The organism is Micromonospora sp. RTGN7, from assembly GCF_033804645.1.
Classification (GTDB): Bacteria; Actinomycetota; Actinomycetes; order Mycobacteriales; family Micromonosporaceae; genus Micromonospora.
Genome location: NZ_JAPZLF010000001.1, coordinates 227754 through 242708 on the forward strand (window position 1 = coordinate 227754; position 14955 = coordinate 242708).

General features: G+C 72.1%; 14 protein-coding genes. 4 read left to right on the forward strand and 10 right to left on the reverse strand.

Annotated features, from left to right (window positions below; all coding sequences use genetic code 11):
- Positions 1-407 precede the first annotated feature (407 nt).
- The 6 genes from SNR22_RS00975 to SNR22_RS01000 all read right to left on the reverse strand — a co-directional run bounded on the left by SNR22_RS00975 (position 408) and on the right by SNR22_RS01000 (position 7495).
- Positions 408-2495: a PQQ-dependent sugar dehydrogenase gene (locus SNR22_RS00975; protein WP_320064305.1), complete on the reverse strand. Its 2088-nt coding sequence runs from the start codon at positions 2493-2495 to the stop codon at positions 408-410.
- Positions 2496-2677: 182 nt separating this feature from the next.
- Positions 2678-3223 (reverse strand): hypothetical protein, encoded by a 546-nt coding sequence (locus SNR22_RS00980; RefSeq protein WP_320064307.1) that lies wholly within the window; start codon positions 3221-3223, stop codon positions 2678-2680.
- An 81-nt stretch (positions 3224-3304) separates the two neighbouring features.
- Entirely contained in the window at positions 3305-4588 is a 1284-nt protein-coding gene (locus SNR22_RS00985) for a hypothetical protein (protein WP_320064308.1), read from the reverse strand.
- 121 nt (positions 4589-4709) lie between these two features.
- Positions 4710-6350 (reverse strand): ABC-F family ATP-binding cassette domain-containing protein, encoded by a 1641-nt coding sequence (locus tag SNR22_RS00990; RefSeq protein WP_320064309.1) that lies wholly within the window; start codon positions 6348-6350, stop codon positions 4710-4712.
- 89 nt (positions 6351-6439) lie between these two features.
- On the reverse strand, positions 6440-7078 hold the full coding sequence (locus SNR22_RS00995) for a lipoprotein (protein WP_320064310.1): 639 nt from the start codon (positions 7076-7078) through the stop codon (positions 6440-6442).
- A gap of 108 nt (positions 7079-7186) precedes the next feature.
- Positions 7187-7495: a hypothetical protein gene (locus SNR22_RS01000; RefSeq protein ID WP_320064312.1), complete on the reverse strand. Its 309-nt coding sequence runs from the start codon at positions 7493-7495 to the stop codon at positions 7187-7189.
- Positions 7496-7711: 216 nt separating this feature from the next.
- On the opposite strand from SNR22_RS01000, the gene SNR22_RS01005 reads away from it, so the two are divergent.
- The 4 genes from SNR22_RS01005 to SNR22_RS01020 all read left to right on the forward strand — a co-directional run bounded on the left by SNR22_RS01005 (position 7712) and on the right by SNR22_RS01020 (position 11207).
- Positions 7712-8881 (forward strand): FUSC family protein, encoded by a 1170-nt coding sequence (locus tag SNR22_RS01005; protein ID WP_320064313.1) that lies wholly within the window; start codon positions 7712-7714, stop codon positions 8879-8881.
- A gap of 117 nt (positions 8882-8998) precedes the next feature.
- On the forward strand, positions 8999-9727 hold the full coding sequence (locus SNR22_RS01010; RefSeq protein WP_320064315.1) for a FadR/GntR family transcriptional regulator: 729 nt from the start codon (positions 8999-9001) through the stop codon (positions 9725-9727).
- Positions 9724-10551, forward strand: a complete 828-nt coding sequence (locus SNR22_RS01015) for a sterol desaturase family protein (RefSeq protein WP_320064316.1) — start codon at positions 9724-9726, stop codon at positions 10549-10551. The genes SNR22_RS01010 and SNR22_RS01015 overlap by 4 nt, the downstream gene beginning before the upstream one ends.
- Positions 10548-11207, forward strand: coding sequence for a lysoplasmalogenase (locus SNR22_RS01020; RefSeq protein WP_320064317.1), 660 nt, complete (start codon positions 10548-10550; stop codon positions 11205-11207). The genes SNR22_RS01015 and SNR22_RS01020 overlap by 4 nt, the downstream gene beginning before the upstream one ends.
- Before the next feature lie 54 nt (positions 11208-11261).
- Here the strand turns inward: SNR22_RS01020 and SNR22_RS01025 are convergent, their stop codons facing one another.
- The 4 genes from SNR22_RS01025 to SNR22_RS01040 form a co-directional block, all read right to left on the reverse strand.
- Complete coding sequence (locus SNR22_RS01025; RefSeq protein ID WP_320064319.1) at positions 11262-11531, reverse strand: GlsB/YeaQ/YmgE family stress response membrane protein; 270 nt, start codon at positions 11529-11531, stop codon at positions 11262-11264.
- Between the two features lie 168 nt (positions 11532-11699).
- Positions 11700-13280 carry a hypothetical protein gene (locus SNR22_RS01030; RefSeq protein ID WP_320064321.1) on the reverse strand — a complete coding sequence of 527 codons (1581 nt, stop codon included), beginning with the start codon at positions 13278-13280 and terminating at the stop codon, positions 11700-11702.
- Positions 13280-13579 carry a YciI family protein gene (locus SNR22_RS01035; RefSeq protein WP_320064322.1) on the reverse strand — a complete coding sequence of 100 codons (300 nt, stop codon included), beginning with the start codon at positions 13577-13579 and terminating at the stop codon, positions 13280-13282. The genes SNR22_RS01030 and SNR22_RS01035 overlap by 1 nt, the downstream gene beginning before the upstream one ends.
- A 25-nt stretch (positions 13580-13604) precedes the next feature.
- On the reverse strand, positions 13605-14927 hold the full coding sequence (locus tag SNR22_RS01040; RefSeq protein WP_320064323.1) for a hypothetical protein: 1323 nt from the start codon (positions 14925-14927) through the stop codon (positions 13605-13607).
- Between the last annotated feature and the right edge of the window lie 28 nt (positions 14928-14955).

Below are 14955 nucleotides of genomic sequence, written 5' to 3' on the forward strand. Positions count from 1 at the left end.
GGGGGGGTGGTACAGCAGGTGCGGTGCCAGGACAGCACAGAGCAACCGCCGTCCCAGGCGCGAGGACAGCGGCTAGAAAGCTGCAAAAGAGGTGGTCAGGGGCGTGCACATTAGTTACTCAGAGGTACGGATCTTTTTAGCAGAACTGCCTACCCAGGACAAGACCATGGTCATGACTTACGGAGGGTGATCGTGGGACGACCATCATGGACGGGTGCACAGCGGACGCCGGGCTGGCCGCCGCCCGCACCCTGCGGACGCCGCTACGGCCGGCGACCGGCTCCCGAACTTCCGCTCCCCGGCGGCGGGTGGGCCATCGGTTGATCGCCGTCCTGCCGATAGGTCAGCCAGCCGGCCCGCGACGCGCCGGACTCCACCGCCGCGCCGCAGGGACATGCCGCTACTGGTCAGCTGCCGAGCGTGACGTGGAAGATCCGCTCGTTGCTGTTGTTGGGGACGCTGTCCTTGTCGCCGTTGTTGGTGGTGGTCAGCCAGAGGCCACCGTCCGGCGCCGGCTCGACGGTGCGCAGCCGACCGTAGACGCCGTTGAAGTACGTTTGGACGTCGGTGAGGCTGCTGCCGCTGATTACCGCGCGGTACATCCGCGTCCCGCGGGCGCATGCGACGTAGAGCACGTCCCGTACGACCGCGATGCCGGAGCAGGAGCCGTCGGCCGTCGAGTAGGTCCGCTTCGGCGCGATGAATCCGGCGGTCCCGCAGGCCCCGCTGGTGCCCTCGCAAGCCGGCCAACCGTAGTTGCCGCCCCGGGTGATCAGGTTCGTCTCGTCCATGATCGAGTTGCCGAACTCCTGCTCCCACAGCCGCCCCTGCGAGTCGAACGCGAGTCCCTGCGGGTTGCGGTGGCCGTAACTCCACACGTAGTTGCCGAACGGGTTGTCCGAGGGCACGGTCCCGTCGGTGTTGAGCCGCAGGATCTTGCCGGCGAGGTTGTTGATGTTCTGCGCGTTGTCGCCGTTCTGCGCATCGCCGGTGCTGGCGTAGAGCTTGCCGTCCGGACCGAACCGCAGCCGGCCACCGTTGTGGTACTTGTTACGCAGAATGCCGCTGACCAGGACCTGCAAGGTGGAGTTGTTCAGCGTCCCGTTCTGCATTTTGATCCGTACAATGCGGTTGTCGCTGGGCGAGGTGTGCATGATGTACAGCCATTGGTCGTTGGCGAAGGTCGGTGAAATCGCCAGACCGAGCAGGCCGCCCTCGCCGTCGGTGCTCTGCACATTCGGCACCGCGCCGACAGTGCTCTTCGCGCCGGTAGCCGGGGTGAGCCGGACGATGTCGTGCGCGTCCCGACGGTTGTAGAGAATCGTCCCGTCGGCCAGCGTGACCAGACCCCACGGGATGTCGGTGTCGGTGGCGACCTGCCGGACCGTGCACACCGAGGCGCCACAGGAGGCGCCGGTGATCACCGTCACGGTGTTGCTGACCGGCGACACGTTCGCCTGCGCGTCCAGCGCGCGCACGTAGTACTGGTAGCTGGTGCTTGCCGTCAGTCCACTGTCGATGAAGCTGGTCGCGGGCGGCACGGCGCCGGTCCCGGAGACCGTGCCGACCTTGACGCCGTTGCGGTACACATCGTAGGCGCGAACTCCGATGTTGTCCGTGGACGCCGTCCAGGACAGCGACACCGTGGTGCCGGACGCCGAGCCGGTGAGCTGCTGCGGCGCGCTCGGTGGCGTGGTGTCGACCTGGCACTGCGGCGGGGTGATCGACACGGTGGCGCTGGCCTGCGAGACGTTGCCGGCAGCGTCCCGCGCGTTCACGTACAGGCCCCAGGTGGCGCCGGGTACGACGGTGAGGCTGGTCGACAGCGTGCCGCCGCTGACCGACTTCATCTGCTGGCCGTCGTGGTAGATGTCGTAGAACGCGACCGCCACATTGTCGGACGAGGCGTTCCAGGCGAACGTCACCGAGTCGCACAGCAGGTTGCTGACCCTGGCGTTGCCGGGCGCCGTCGGCGGCTGGGTGTCGGAGCTGCCCACGGATGTCGTCCAGCGCTGGTTGCTCTGGCCGTTGCAGGTCCACAGCCCGACGACCGTGCTGTTGGCCGTGCCTGCGCCGGTAACGTCCAGGCACAGGTTCGACTGGGTGCCGACGATCGTGCCGTCGGTGTTGATGCGCCACTTCTGGTTGGTGTCGCCGTTGCAGGTGTAGATCTGCGCCACGGCCGGGGCGGTGGTGTCCTGACCCTTGACGTCCAGACAGCGGGCGTCGTTGAAGATCCGAAGCTCGCCCGCCGGTGTGAGGTTCCAGGCCTGGTTGGGCTGGCCGTTGCAGTCGTAGATGTTGACGCCGGCGCCGTTGGCGTTGTTGTTGCCAATCACGTCCAGGCAGCGGCCGGAGCCGACTCCGACGACGGTGGTCACCGCCGCCGAGGCCGGCGAGCCCAGGGCAACAGCCAGCATGGTCATCAGGCCCAGCGCGGCGAGGCTCGCCAGCACCCGCCGGGGCAGATTTCGTCGTTCGACGGACCGGGGCATCTCGGATGTCCTTCCAGGAGCAAACAGTCGGCTCTACATAGGTTTCCGTGGGCTTGATCCGATTTGACAGACAGGGTCGGTAGCTCGTAGTCACGCTACTTGTCGGACCGGTGAGGGGATACGCGCGGTCGCGGTATCGCCGACACCGGCGTCTGGAGCAGCACGGTCCTGGGAGTCGGTGCTCAACCAGTCCGGGCAAGCACCGACGTGGCGTTCGGAGCGAGCGCGCCTGCCACGGCGGGCGTGAATTCGCTGATGAACCGCCAGATCAGGGGCGCACCAGCACCGGAAGGAGCCGCTACGGCTGCGACGGTGGGATCGGTCTGCCGCAGGAAGGCGAGGTGACGGCAGGCGTGAACGGCGACGTCCACGGGCCGGATCTCGGCGGGAGACGGGGCGAGCGGGTCGCCGGAATTGAGCACCGGCGTGGGTGCGATCTGCGTCGTGGGAGCGCCTGGAGAAGGGTCGGGTAATGCCACGTAGGTGACGGTCAGGCTGCGGCCGGCGAAGCGCCACGAGGTGGAGTGCAGGAGCCCGTCGGAGCGCCCCGGCGGCAGTTCGGCCAACGACCGCGCGACGACGTCGGGGTGTTCGTCGCGCAGCGGCGCGGAGGTGGCCCGGAACCGTAACCCGTCCTGGTCGGCGCTGATCAGGAGCACCTCGACGACGACGGTCGGAAGCGGCAGCGTCGTCGTCAGTGCGGCGGCGACATGCGGTAACGGTGGCACCTGATCAGCTTAGGGAGACGATCTTCCGGACCTCGGTCGGTCCCTGAGGATTCACCCCTGCCGAGGGCCGGGGCGGGCCGCTCAGGCGACGGAGGCGTCGGCGGGGACGGCGACGTCCCATTCCGTACCGACCCGGGTGTCGTGGATGATCAGGCCGGCGGCTGTCAACGCCGCCCGGATGCTGTCCGCGGCCTGGTACGCCTGTTCCCCGCGGAGCCGCTCGCGGAGCGCGAGGAGCGGTTCCACCAGGGGGCGGAGCCGGTCGTGTGGGTCTCGCAGACCTGCCGCGGCGGTGTGCCCGAGCCGCACGATCAGGCTTCGAAGCACCGCGCGGGCCTGCGTGGTGCCCTCGTCCTCGTCGGTGTCCGCGCCCCAGACGTCGATCGTCTCCTCGAGGTCGAGGACGGCCTGCACCATGTCGTCGGCCGCTCCGGCGACCCGGGCCGCCTCGAAGCGCCGCTCGCAGTCCAGGGTCACCTCCGGCAGGGGCGCCGGTCGGGCCGTCCGTGACGGTGGGGCGGGGACGCCGTCGGCCCTCGTCGAGGCGAGTCGGTCGCCGCGGGTCAGCGCGTGCAGCTCGGCCAGGCTCAGGGAAGCGCCGGCGGTCAGCACGCGGCTGCGGCCGGCGCGGCGTACGGTCAGGCCGCCGCGGCCGGTGATCTCGACGCGGCTGCGGAGCAGGTCGACGATCACGGCGGTGTGCTCGTCCACCCCGAGAATCGCGGCGTCGGCCGGCAGTTCCCGTTCGAGGATGCTCAGCCGGCGCTCTCCCAGGTAGGAATAGCGGGTGTCGTGGGTTCCGCCCTCGGTGTTGTCGTAGTGCGGGATCACCACCGCCTGGAGGTCAAGGCAGGCGGTGAGGTTCAGCCCCTCGCGCCAGTGCGGTGCGGCACCGACCTTGTAGATCTCGTAGACCGGCACGGCGAGGCACCCCATCGTGGCGGCGGCGGCCGAGGCGAACACGACCGCGCCTCGTGGGTGTCGGATCCGTTCGGCCAGGGTGGCGGCGATGGGCTGTCGATGCCAGTGGTCGAGGGCGTAGGACGGGCTCCCCGGGCCGGAGAAGATCCAGTCTGCGGTCTGCACCATCGCCAGTCCCCGGTCGGCGTCCACCCCCGCCGAGGTCCGACCGCGCATGCCTGGTGGCACCGACACCCGCAGCCCGACGCTGCGGTGGAAGTACTGCTGCGCGCGGGCGGAGATGTCGGCGACGTTCTCCTGAAAGCCGTACGGCGTCTCGAGAAGCACCGCGTTCGGCCGGTCCGACTGGAGCCGGTCGACCACTGCCCGGTGGACGCTGACCATGGTCGGGCTCGTCTCGCCGGAGCCCATGATCACGAGCAGGCCGCATTCACCTCGCTGCATGAGCTGCCTCCTCGGCCAGGCTCCAACCCGCGACCATGTCGGACCGTAACCCACCGCAGTCGCAATGTCACCCGCCCCTGCCAGTTATTGCCAAGAGGTGGCACCAGCGCCGGAAAGGTGCTCAGTCGCCGCCGGGGCCCGCGACCTCCCGGAGCCGGCCGTCGGCCAGCCGCAGCCAGCGGTCCACCCCGACGTCGGCCAGGAACCGTTCGTCGTGGCTGACCAGCACAAAGGCCCCCTGGTACGCGGCGAGCGCGGTCTCCAGCTGAGCGACGCTGACCAAATCGAGGTTGTTGGTCGGCTCGTCGAGCAGCAACAGTTGCGGCGCCGGCTCGGCGAACAGCACGCAGGCCAGGGTGGCGCGCAGCCGCTCCCCGCCGGAGAGCGCCGCCACCGGCAGGTGGGCGCGGGCGCCCCGGAACAGGAACCGGGCGAGCAGGTTCATCCGCTGCGCCGCGTCGAGCCCGGGCGCGGACCGGGCCAGGTTCTCCGCCACCGTACGGTCAAGCTCCAGCAGGTCCAGCCGCTGGGACAGGTACGCGATCCGCCCGTCGTGCCGCCGCGCCTGCCCGCCGGCATGCGGGGTCAGGTCGCCGCTGACCAGCCGCAGCAGGGTGGACTTGCCCACGCCGTTCGGGCCGGTCAGCGCGATCCGCTCGGGCCCCCGGATGGTCAGGTCCACCCCGCCCTCGGCGAACAGGGGCTGCCTGTCGTGGCGCACCTGCATCCGCTCACCGACGAAGACGGTACGCCCGGCGGGCACGCTGGTCCCGGGCAGTTCCAGCACGATCCGCTGGTCGTCACGCAGGGCCCGGCCGGCCTCGTCGAGCCGGGACCGGGCCTCGCCGACCCGCGCGGCATGCGTGTCGGCGGCCCGGCCGGCCGACTCCTGGGCGCTGCGCTTCCACCCTCCGGCGACGATCCGGGGCAGGCCGGCGTTCTTCAGGTTACGCGAGGCGGTGCCGGCCCGGCGCTGGGCGCGTTCGCGGGCGAGCTGCATGTCCCGCCGCTCCCGCTTCACCTCCTGCTCCGCGTGGCGGACGTTCCGCTCGGCGGCCTCCCGCTCGCCGCGCACCGCCTCCTCGTACGCCGCGTGGTTGCCGCCATGGGAGCGGACCTCGCCCCGGTCGAGTTCGAGGATGCGGTCCATCCGGTCCAGCAGCGCCCGGTCGTGGCTGACCAGCAGCAGGCAGCCGGACCAGCCGTCGACCACGTCGTGGATGCGGCGTCGGGCGGTCAGGTCGAGGTTGTTCGTCGGCTCGTCGAGCAGCAGCACATCGGGCCCGGCCAGCAGTTGGGCGGCCAGGCCGAGGGTGATCGCCTGGCCGCCGCTGACCGTGTCGAGGCACCGGTCGAGCGCCACGTCGCCCAGGCCGAGCCGGTCCAGCTCGGCCCGGGTACGTTCCTCGACGTCCCAGTCGGTGCCGATGGTGGTGAAATGCTCCTCGCTGGCGTCCCCGGCCTCGACGGCGCGCAGGGCGGCCAGGGTCGGGGCGACCCCGAGGACGTCGCCGACGGTCAGGTCACCGGCGAAGGGCAGGTTCTGCGGCAGGTAGCCGAGCACCCCGTCGACGGTGATCGTGCCGCCGGAGGGGCGCAGCTCGCCGGCGATCAGCCTCAGCAGGGTGGTCTTGCCGGCACCGTTGGGGGCCACCAGGCCGGTGCGGCCGGCGGTGACGGTGAAGGAGAGGTCCTGGAAGACGGGGGTGTCGTCCGGCCAGGAGAACGACAGGTTCGCGCAGACGACGCAGGCATCAGACACGGTGGGATCCTCGGGAAAGACACGGGCCGCCGGGGGCTACCCGTGGTAGACCGCCATCACCCTATCGGGCCGCCCGGGCGCACGCCCGGTCACTTCGGCAGGCTCACGCTCGACTTGGCCAACTGGTACGCCGGGAACATCTCCTCGAACTCCTCGTTGTCCAGACCGCCGAGGGTGAGCATGAGCTGGCCGTACAGGGTGGAGACCATGATCGCCCGCTTGCGGGTGCCGTCCTCGGTCCAGGCCGCCTCGAACGAGTCCAGCGATCCGGCCTTGGTCCGGCGGTACTGCTGGTCCTCGGCCTTGCTGCCGTATTCGGCGAGGAACTTGTCCACCGTGACCTGCGGGTTCAGCGGGCGGGCTCCCTCGATCTGCCAGATCCGGAGGAAACCGATGTTCCCGGCCGGCTTCGCGTCGATCTCGCAGAGCAGCAGGGCGGGGCCGGCCCGGTAGTCCGTCCCGGCCTTCACCGCCTTCACCTTCCACTTCGGCGGCACCGAGAAGGTCATCGACAGCGGGCAGGCGGTGCCCTCGGGGCCGACCGTGGTGCCGGCCGTCGCCGGGGTGACCTCGTCGTACCAGGGCGCGCCGGCCGCGACCGGCGACGCGGTCAGGCTGGCCGACGGCAAGGGCGAGGGCGACACGGGCGTTGCCGTGTCGGCGCAGCCGACCGTCGCGGTGAGGGTGAGTACGGCCAGCACGGCCAGTACGGCCACCCGTCGGAACATCTGTCGTAGCCCCCGTCGTGGTTCGCGCCGCCGGTGCGGCGGCCGACGAATGCTACCCGCCCGCGCCCCGCTGGGCTGCCCGTGCCGACGACGGGGCGCGGGGGGTCGTCAGGCGGCGTTGCGGTGGGTTCGGGTGTCACGCGGCGACAGGCCCGGCGCGGCGGACCGGTCCTGAGCCCCGGGGCGCCGGGACTCGGCCGGGGCGGCTCCCCGGGCGAGCTGCATGGCGCGCTCGGCGTTCAGCATCGTCTGGCACGGCGCCTCCTGCCCATCGCACAGAAGGTTGTGGCAGTGGCCGTTGTCGTCGGGTTGGTGTGCGTTGGCAACGTCGTACGCCAGGCGCCACAACAGCGGGTCGGTGACGTCGCTCGGTGCCACTGCGTCGTGACTGGACCGGTGGTGCGTTGTGCCGGACACGCGGAGCCCCTCTCGTCGTCGCTAACGATAAACGTTCACCACTAGCGGCCTCGGCAAACCTCCCCTGGGCAGGGGCGTTGCTCACAGTCAGGGCGGTGGCCGTGCGGGTGATCACTTTGCGCGTCACGTCCACTCCTCTGGGGTACTGCGTTGGCCGGGTTGCGGCGAGTCGTGCCCCGGGTGCGCCGTGGCGGCGGACGGACAGGAGGCGCGGGGATGCGAAGCGGGGTACGCGCTGTGGTGGGCCGGTCACCGCAACGGGTGCGGGCGGCGGTGAACCGGCCGTGGGACTGGGCGCGGTCGGCGGGGGGCCGGTTGCGGCGGGACTGGATGAGCGTGGTCGAGGCGGCCCTCGCGGCGACGGTGGCGTGGTTCGTGGCCTCCCGGCTTCTCGGCCACCCGGACCCGTTCTTCGCGCCGACCGCGGCCCTGGTCGTCCTCGGCGAGGCGCGCGGGCAGCGGATCCGCCAGACGATCGAGATCGTCCTCGGGGTCGCGGCGGGGGTGCTGGTCGCCGAGCTGGTGGTGCAGGCCCTCGGCCCGGGCAGCGGCACGCTGCTGGCGGTCCTGGTGCTGACCATCGGTCTGATGGTGACGATCGGGGCGAGCAGCACCCTCGTCGTCCAGGCGGCGATCTCCGCGCTGTACCTGGTCGCGGTGGCCGCGCCGAAGGGCGACCTGGTGCCGTTCCGTTTCGTCGACGCGCTGATCGGCGGCGCGGTGGCGCTCGTCGCCAGCCAGCTCACCGTGGGCCGCAACCCGCTCGCGCCGCTGGTCGCCGAGGCGCAGCGGACGTTCGCCGATCTCGCCGAGGTGCTCACCCACATCGACGAGGCGCTGGCGCGGTGCGACGAGGCGGCGGCCCGGGCGGCGCTGGAGCGGGCCCGCCAGGTCGACGACTGCGTGGATCGGCTGCGGACGGCGGTGCAGGCCTGCGGCGAGACGCTGCGGCTGGGCGTGCGCCGCCGCCGGCACCTGGGCCGGGTCGGGGACGTCGAGGCCACCGTCCGGCAGCTCGACTACGCGGCCCGCAACATCCGGGTGCTGGCCCGCGCCGGGGTCACGCTGGCCCGGTTGCACGGGGCCACCCCGCCCGAGGTGGGTGCCGCGATCCGCGCGCTGGCCGAGGCGGTACGGGCCGCCGGGGCGGCGCTGGCCACCGACCTCGTCGACCGGGAGGCGGCGGCACGGCACGCCGAGCAGGCGGACGCCACGGCGCTGGAGGCGGTCCGGACCGCCGCCCGACTGCTCAGCTCCGATCCCCCGCTACCGGTAGTGCTGATCATCGGACAGATCCGCGCCACCGCCATCGACCTGCTCCGCGGCATCGACGGAGAGGACGACTCGGTGCTGACCCGGGTGGACGAGGCCCTCTCCCCCCGGTGACCACCGGGTCTGGGCGCGGACCGCGAAGCTCCTGATCAAGGAGGATGGCGGCGGCGCGGGCGAGCGGCTGGTACAACCAGTTGACGGGTTGATGTGGCCGGGACCACACTGCACCGCATGGCCTTCGTCCCCGTCCCCCGTGGCTCCGTCTCCGATCACGTCTTCGGGCAACTCCGCGACGCAGTCGTCAGCGGCGCGTACCGGCCCGGGGACACCCTGCCCGGCGAACGGGAGCTGGCCGCCGCCTTCGCGGTGAACCGGCACGCCGTCCGGGAGGCGCTGCGCCGCCTGCAACAGCTCGGCCTGGTTCTGGTCAGCCAGGGCGGCGCGACCCGGGTGCTGGACTGGCGGGTGCACGCCGGGCTCGACCTCGCCCTGTCCCTGGTGCGTCACGGCGATGTGCTGCCGGTCGACACGCTCGTGCGGGACATGCTGGAGATGCGCGCCTGCATCGGCGTCGACGCGGCCCGGCTCTGCGCCGAGCGGGCCGACCCGGCGACCCGGGAGACCATCGTCCGGGCCGCCGACGAGTACGCCGCGCTCGCGCCCGACCTGCCCCGGATGGCCGAGGCGAACATCGCGCTGTGGCGGCACGTCGTGCGCGGCTCGGGCAACACCGCGTACCTGCTGAGCTTCAACAGCCTGGTGGCCGGCGCGCTCGCCGTCGGCGAGGTGCCGCCCGAGCGGCACGCCGCCGAACTGCTCGACGTGGCCGGGCACCACCGGCTCGCCGACGCCATCGCCGCCGGCCAGGGCGACGCCGCCGCCGAGCAGGCCCGGGCCCTGCTCACCGCCCCACTCACCACCCCCACCCCCACCACATCCGGAAGGGAATACCGAGCATGATCCCCGCCGTGCTCTACGCCGTACCCGCGTTTCTGCTGCTCATCGTGGTGGAGGCCGTGTCCTACCGGTTCGCCCCCGACGACGACGAACGCGGCTACGAGCTGCGTGACACCACCACCAGCCTCACCATGGGCGCCGCCAGTCAGGTGATCGGCTTCCCCTGGAAGCTGCTCACCGTCGGCCTCTACGCCGCGGTGTGGACGGTCGCCCCGGTCCAGCTCTCCCCCACCAGCGTCTGGACCTGGGTGCTGCTCTTCTTCGCCGACGACCTGGCGTACTACTGGTTCCACCGCACCCACCACGAGGTGCGGCTGCTCTGGGCCGGGCACGTGGTGCACCACTCCAGCACGTTCTACAACCTCTCCACCGCGCTGCGGCAGAGCTGGACGCCGATGACCACGCTGCCGTTCTGGCTGGCCCTGGCCCTGCTCGGCGTCCCCCCGTGGATGATCTTCCTCCAGCAGTCGGTGAGCCTGCTCTACCAGTTCTTCCTGCACACCGAGCGGGTCCGGGTGCTGCCCCGGCCGATCGAGTGGGTCTTCAACACCCCGTCACACCACCGGGTGCACCACGGCGCGAACGCCGAGTACCTGGACCGCAACTACGGCGGCATCCTGATCGTCTGGGACCGGATCTTCGGCACCTTCGAACCGGAGCGCGCCCCCGCCCGGTACGGGCTGACCACGAACATCGGCAGCTACCATCCGTTGCGGGTGGCGACCCACGAGTACGGGGCGATCTGGGCCGACGTGCGCTCGGCGGCGTCCTGGCGGCACCGGTTGGGCCACGTGTTCGGCCGCCCCGGCTGGCAGCCCGCCCGATGAGGCGCCTCATTCCCTTCGGCGTGGCCGCCGCCGTCGAACTCGTCGGCGTCGCCACGGACAACACCGTCCTGCAGTGGCTGGCCAAGCCGCTGCTCGCCCCGCTGCTGCTGCTCTGGCTGCTGCGCTCCGGCCGACGCTTCGACACCTTCGCGCTGGGGCTGATCTTCGCCACCGCCGGGGACGTGGCGCTGCTGCTGCCCGACGGGCCCGCGTTCCTGGTCGGGATGGGATTCTTCCTCGGCGCCCAGATCAGCTTCATCGTGGCGTTCACCCGGCACCGCCGGCCGCCGGTGGCGGTGGTGGCCGGCTACCTCGCGGCCTGGGCGCTGGCCAACGTCGTGCTCTGGGGGCCGCTCGGGGACCTGCGGCTACCCGTGCTCGGCTACAGCCTCGCGCTGTGCCTGATGGCCGCCGCCGCGGCCGGCGTGTCGGCCCGCGCGGCGGTCGGCGGGGCGTTCTTCCTCGTCTCCGACCTGCTGATCGGCGTGGACGCGGCCGGCATCACGCTGCCCGGCCGCGGCCTGCTCGTGATGAGCACCTACATCACCGCGCTGCTGCTGCTCACCACCGCGTGGGCGGCGGCCGGCGACCGCGACGCGGGCCGGCGGGCCGGCGGCGTTCCGGCCGTCCCGGCGGGCGAGACCGCCGCGTCCTGAAACGCCCGCAGGCCCGCCCCCGTGAAACGGGGCGGGCCTGCGGGGCGGGACGGGTCAGTGTCGGCGACGGCCGTACATGCCCGCGACGATCGAGACGCCGATCGCGGCGAAGATAACCTGGATGAGCAGCTCGATCCAGTCGATGCCCGACGTGTCGTCCACGCCGAGCAGGGCGGCGACGAGCGTGCCGAGGAACGCGGCCACCACGCCGATCAGCAGGGTGAGCCAGATCGGGATGGTCTGCTTGCCCGGCACGACCAGCCGACCCAGCGCGCCGACGATCAGGCCGATGATGATGGCGGTGAAGATCCCGGTAACTTCCACAGTAAGCCGTTCCTCTCAAGCTTCATTTCGTCTTGGGCGCCCTGCACATGCCCGGTTCGGCCGGCCCGCCAAACCGCCGACGGCCGATCCGGCGAATTTGTCATCGAACCGTCATGCTCCCGCGCGGCGCACCGCCGTGCACCACCGTGCCGTCGGCTGGACGACGGGTCAGCCGGCCGAGTGGGCGTACCGGGCGGCTCGCTCGGCTAGCCACAACCAGCGGCGCTGCACCTCCCCGCCGGTCGACGCGACCATGGCGAGGGCATCACCGCGCACGGCGGTGAGGGCCGCGCCGCCGGCCGCCGGGTCGTCGAGCAGGGCCGCGCCGTCGCGGAACGCCTCGGCCTCGGCCGACCCACCGAAGCGGGGGGCCACCTCGTCGCGCCAGAAGTCCATCCAGGGTAGTTCCGGATCCCAGGAGAACCTGGCGTACGCCAGGTAGCTGATCTCGTTGGGGGGGTGGTACGCGGACGGCTCGGCGAAGATGGTCAGCCCGCGCATCCCGGCCGCCCCGGACCGGGTGGCCATGTCGGCGTACATCTCGGGAACCCAGGAGTGGCGCTGCCGGTTCCACTGCGAACCGGCGTGGGTGCGCAGCACATTGGTGGTGTGCGGCAGGCCGTCGACGTGCTCGGCGGTCAACCGGTCCCGCTGGTCGTACCAGAAACCGCGGTTGACGCAGTACTGGTACGCCACGTCGTCGGGCAGGTCGGCGAGGGGCTTCTGGGCGTCCAGGTCGAAGATGTTGTCCCAGTACACCTCGACGAGGTGGCGCAGCGGCACCCCGCCCGGGCCGGGCCGGCGGGCCGTCTCCAGCAGGGTCGGGTAGACCGAGCGCATCGCCTCGTACGACCAGGAGGTGCGCTCGCCCCCGGCGTGGGTGGTGCACCGGGCGCAGGCGCAGCTGCCGTAGTCGCCGGTCTCGAAGTTGATCCCGCCCACCGGTAGGGTGTCCAGCAGCCAGTCGATGGCGTCTCGGTGCCAGGCAAGGTTGTCCGGCTGGGACGGGCAGGCGGCCATCATGTACTCGCTGGCCGGGAAGTGCAGGTCGCCGAAGTCGTCGATGTCGAAGCCGACCTTCTTCGGCAGCTCGGCGGCGAGGTCGGGACGCCGGCGCAGCCAAGTGGCCAGGTTGAACTGGTGCCGGCCGTCGAAGTAGATCCCGCCGTAGGCGTTGATCCCGACCCCGGCAATGATCCGCACGCCCCGGGCGTTGGCGTAGTCGCACAGGTCGCGGGCCGCCTCAACGCCACCGTGGGCGTCGCGCAACAGCCCGTACACGACGATCCCGCCGATGCGTTCCCGGCTGCAGAAGTCGACCAGCCGCCGGTAGTCGGCGCCGAACGCGTCGGCGGACTTCGCGTACGGGTTGAGCGCCCCGATCTCCTGCTGGCCGAGCTGGCGGGTGTCCCAGTTGGTGGAGTGGTCCCAGGTCCACAGGTTGCGCATCGGCAGCCCGGGGGCGGCGGTGGACGCGCCGACGGGCAGGCCGGCGGGGGTGGCCGAGGCGACCAACTGGCGGGCGGCGTACACCAGGCCGGCGAACGGGTCGCCGGTCAGTCGGAGCTCCCCCTCGGCGGGCACGTCGATGCGGTGGCCGCCCTCGGGCAGCGCCGGGTCGACGGCGAGGCGGACCGGCACGGCGTCCGCCCCACCCTCGCCCCACGCCTCGCGGAGCAGGCCGGCGGCGAACGGGGCGTGTTCGGCCCCGAGCACCCGCACGCCGGGAACCTGGCGGTACGACGACATCATGTTCTCCCGATGGTCTGGCCGGTGGCGGCGAGGTAGTGGGTCACGTCGAGCGCGGTCCACACCCCGTGCCGCCAGTAGGGGTCCTGTTGAACGTGGGCGCGGGCGGCGGCCGCGTTGGCGGCCCGCAGCACCAGCACCGAGGCGCTCAGGTCGGCGTGCGCCCCGACGATCAGGGCGGTGCCGTCGGCGAGCAGGGCGCGCATGTGCGCCAGGTGCGCGTCCCGGTGGGGTTCGCGGGTGACGGCGGCGTCGCCAGCGAAGGTGGCGGTGACCAGGTAGGTGGGCTCGAACCTCACGGGCGGGCTCCCCTGCTCGCCGGGCTCACGCCTCGGCCCCGATCGCGCCGAGGAGGCGCTGCATGGCGACCCGGTAGACGGCCTGCGGGCGGCCCGCGCCGGTGCTGACATGCACCCCGACCTCCTCGGCGAAGCCGGCCGCGCGCAGCGCCGTGAGCAGCCGGCGGGCCGAACGGGCCTCCACCCCGTACGCGTCGGCCAGCCCTCGGGCGGTGACCTCGTCGGGGTCCATCTGGTGCAGGGCCTCCAGCAGCCGCCGGGTGGACAGCGGCCCGATCCCGAGCTGTTCGGCGACCCGCAGCACGCCGGGCCCGGTCTCCCGCAGCCGGGGACGCACGTTGGTCTCCCCGCTGGAGTAGACCTCCCCGTCGGGGAAGACCACGTGGGTGTCGCCGTTGTGCCGACCGAGGGCGAGGGCCTTGCGGGCGTTGTCCTCGGCGGCGGCGATGGTGGGGCCGGCACCGAAAGCGACGGCGTGTTCGACGTCGACCCCGCGCAGGGTGAGCAGGGAGGCGTGGCCGTCACGGTGCCGGGCGATGGCGCTCTCCACGGCACCCCGGGTGGTGGTGATGAGCAGCGTCCGGTCGTCGACGGTGGCGAGCCGGCCACGCATCCGCTCGGCATGCTCCAGCAGTGCCTCGCGCACCCGCAGCCGCCGCCGTTCGGCCTGGTACGGGTCCTGGGTGCGGGGCACCGAGGAGCTCAGGTCGACCATCATCACGGCGATCTGGGTGCCCCGGGACTGGCGCACCTCGGCGGCGAGCCAGGCCCGGCGCAGCGCGTCGCGCACGGAGGCCCGGGTGTGCTCGACGCGCCACACCGGCACCCCGCTGTCGGCGAGTTCCCGGTGTACCGCGCCGAGGCAGGTCAGGCACGCCTCGACCGCGCCGGAGGCGTACCGCTCGCGGTGGTAGGCGGTGATCTCGTCGAGGCCGGAGAAGAGCAGCCCGGAGGAGTCGGCGATTGGCAGGATCTCCGTGGGCGGCTCGACCTCGATGTCGTGGTACGTCTCCCGGACGGTCTCGGCCTCTATGGTGTCGACGCTGACCCGGGGCAGCTTCCCGCCGGTGGCCAGCAGCATCCGCGACAGCGTCCGGTAGAGGTCGATGCCGGCGTGCCGCACGTAGTCGATCTCGGCCCGCAGTTCGTGGCCCGCGCTGGCGAACGCGTACGGGATGCGCCCGGTGAAGAGCAGCACCTGGCACACCTCGTCCAGCTCGCGGGCCAGCGCGGGGGCCTGCTCGGGCCGGGTGTACGCCCGCGTGGTCACCGATTCCGCGCGGCCCTCCCCGGCCGCCACCTCCCGTACGAGCCGGATCGAGTCCTCCGGGCCGATGATCCCGATCACGATGCTGCCTCCACGTGTGTGCCGCCGG

Excerpts from the sequence above, each read along its gene's own strand:
- SNR22_RS01015 (WP_320064316.1), top strand. The coding sequence starts at position 9,724 with ATGATCCCCGCCGTGCTCTACGCCGTACCCGCGTTTCTGCTGCTCATC.
- SNR22_RS01010 (WP_320064315.1), top strand. The coding sequence starts at position 8,999 with ATGGCCTTCGTCCCCGTCCCCCGTGGCTCCGTCTCCGATCACGTCTTC.
- SNR22_RS01005 (WP_320064313.1), top strand. The coding sequence starts at position 7,712 with ATGCGAAGCGGGGTACGCGCTGTGGTGGGCCGGTCACCGCAACGGGTG.
- SNR22_RS00995 (WP_320064310.1), bottom strand. The coding sequence starts at position 7,078 with ATGTTCCGACGGGTGGCCGTACTGGCCGTGCTGGCCGTACTCACCCTC.
- SNR22_RS00975 (WP_320064305.1), bottom strand. The coding sequence starts at position 2,495 with ATGCCCCGGTCCGTCGAACGACGAAATCTGCCCCGGCGGGTGCTGGCG.
- SNR22_RS01030 (WP_320064321.1), bottom strand. The coding sequence starts at position 13,280 with ATGTCGTCGTACCGCCAGGTTCCCGGCGTGCGGGTGCTCGGGGCCGAA.
- SNR22_RS00985 (WP_320064308.1), bottom strand. The coding sequence starts at position 4,588 with ATGCAGCGAGGTGAATGCGGCCTGCTCGTGATCATGGGCTCCGGCGAG.
- SNR22_RS01020 (WP_320064317.1), top strand. The coding sequence starts at position 10,548 with ATGAGGCGCCTCATTCCCTTCGGCGTGGCCGCCGCCGTCGAACTCGTC.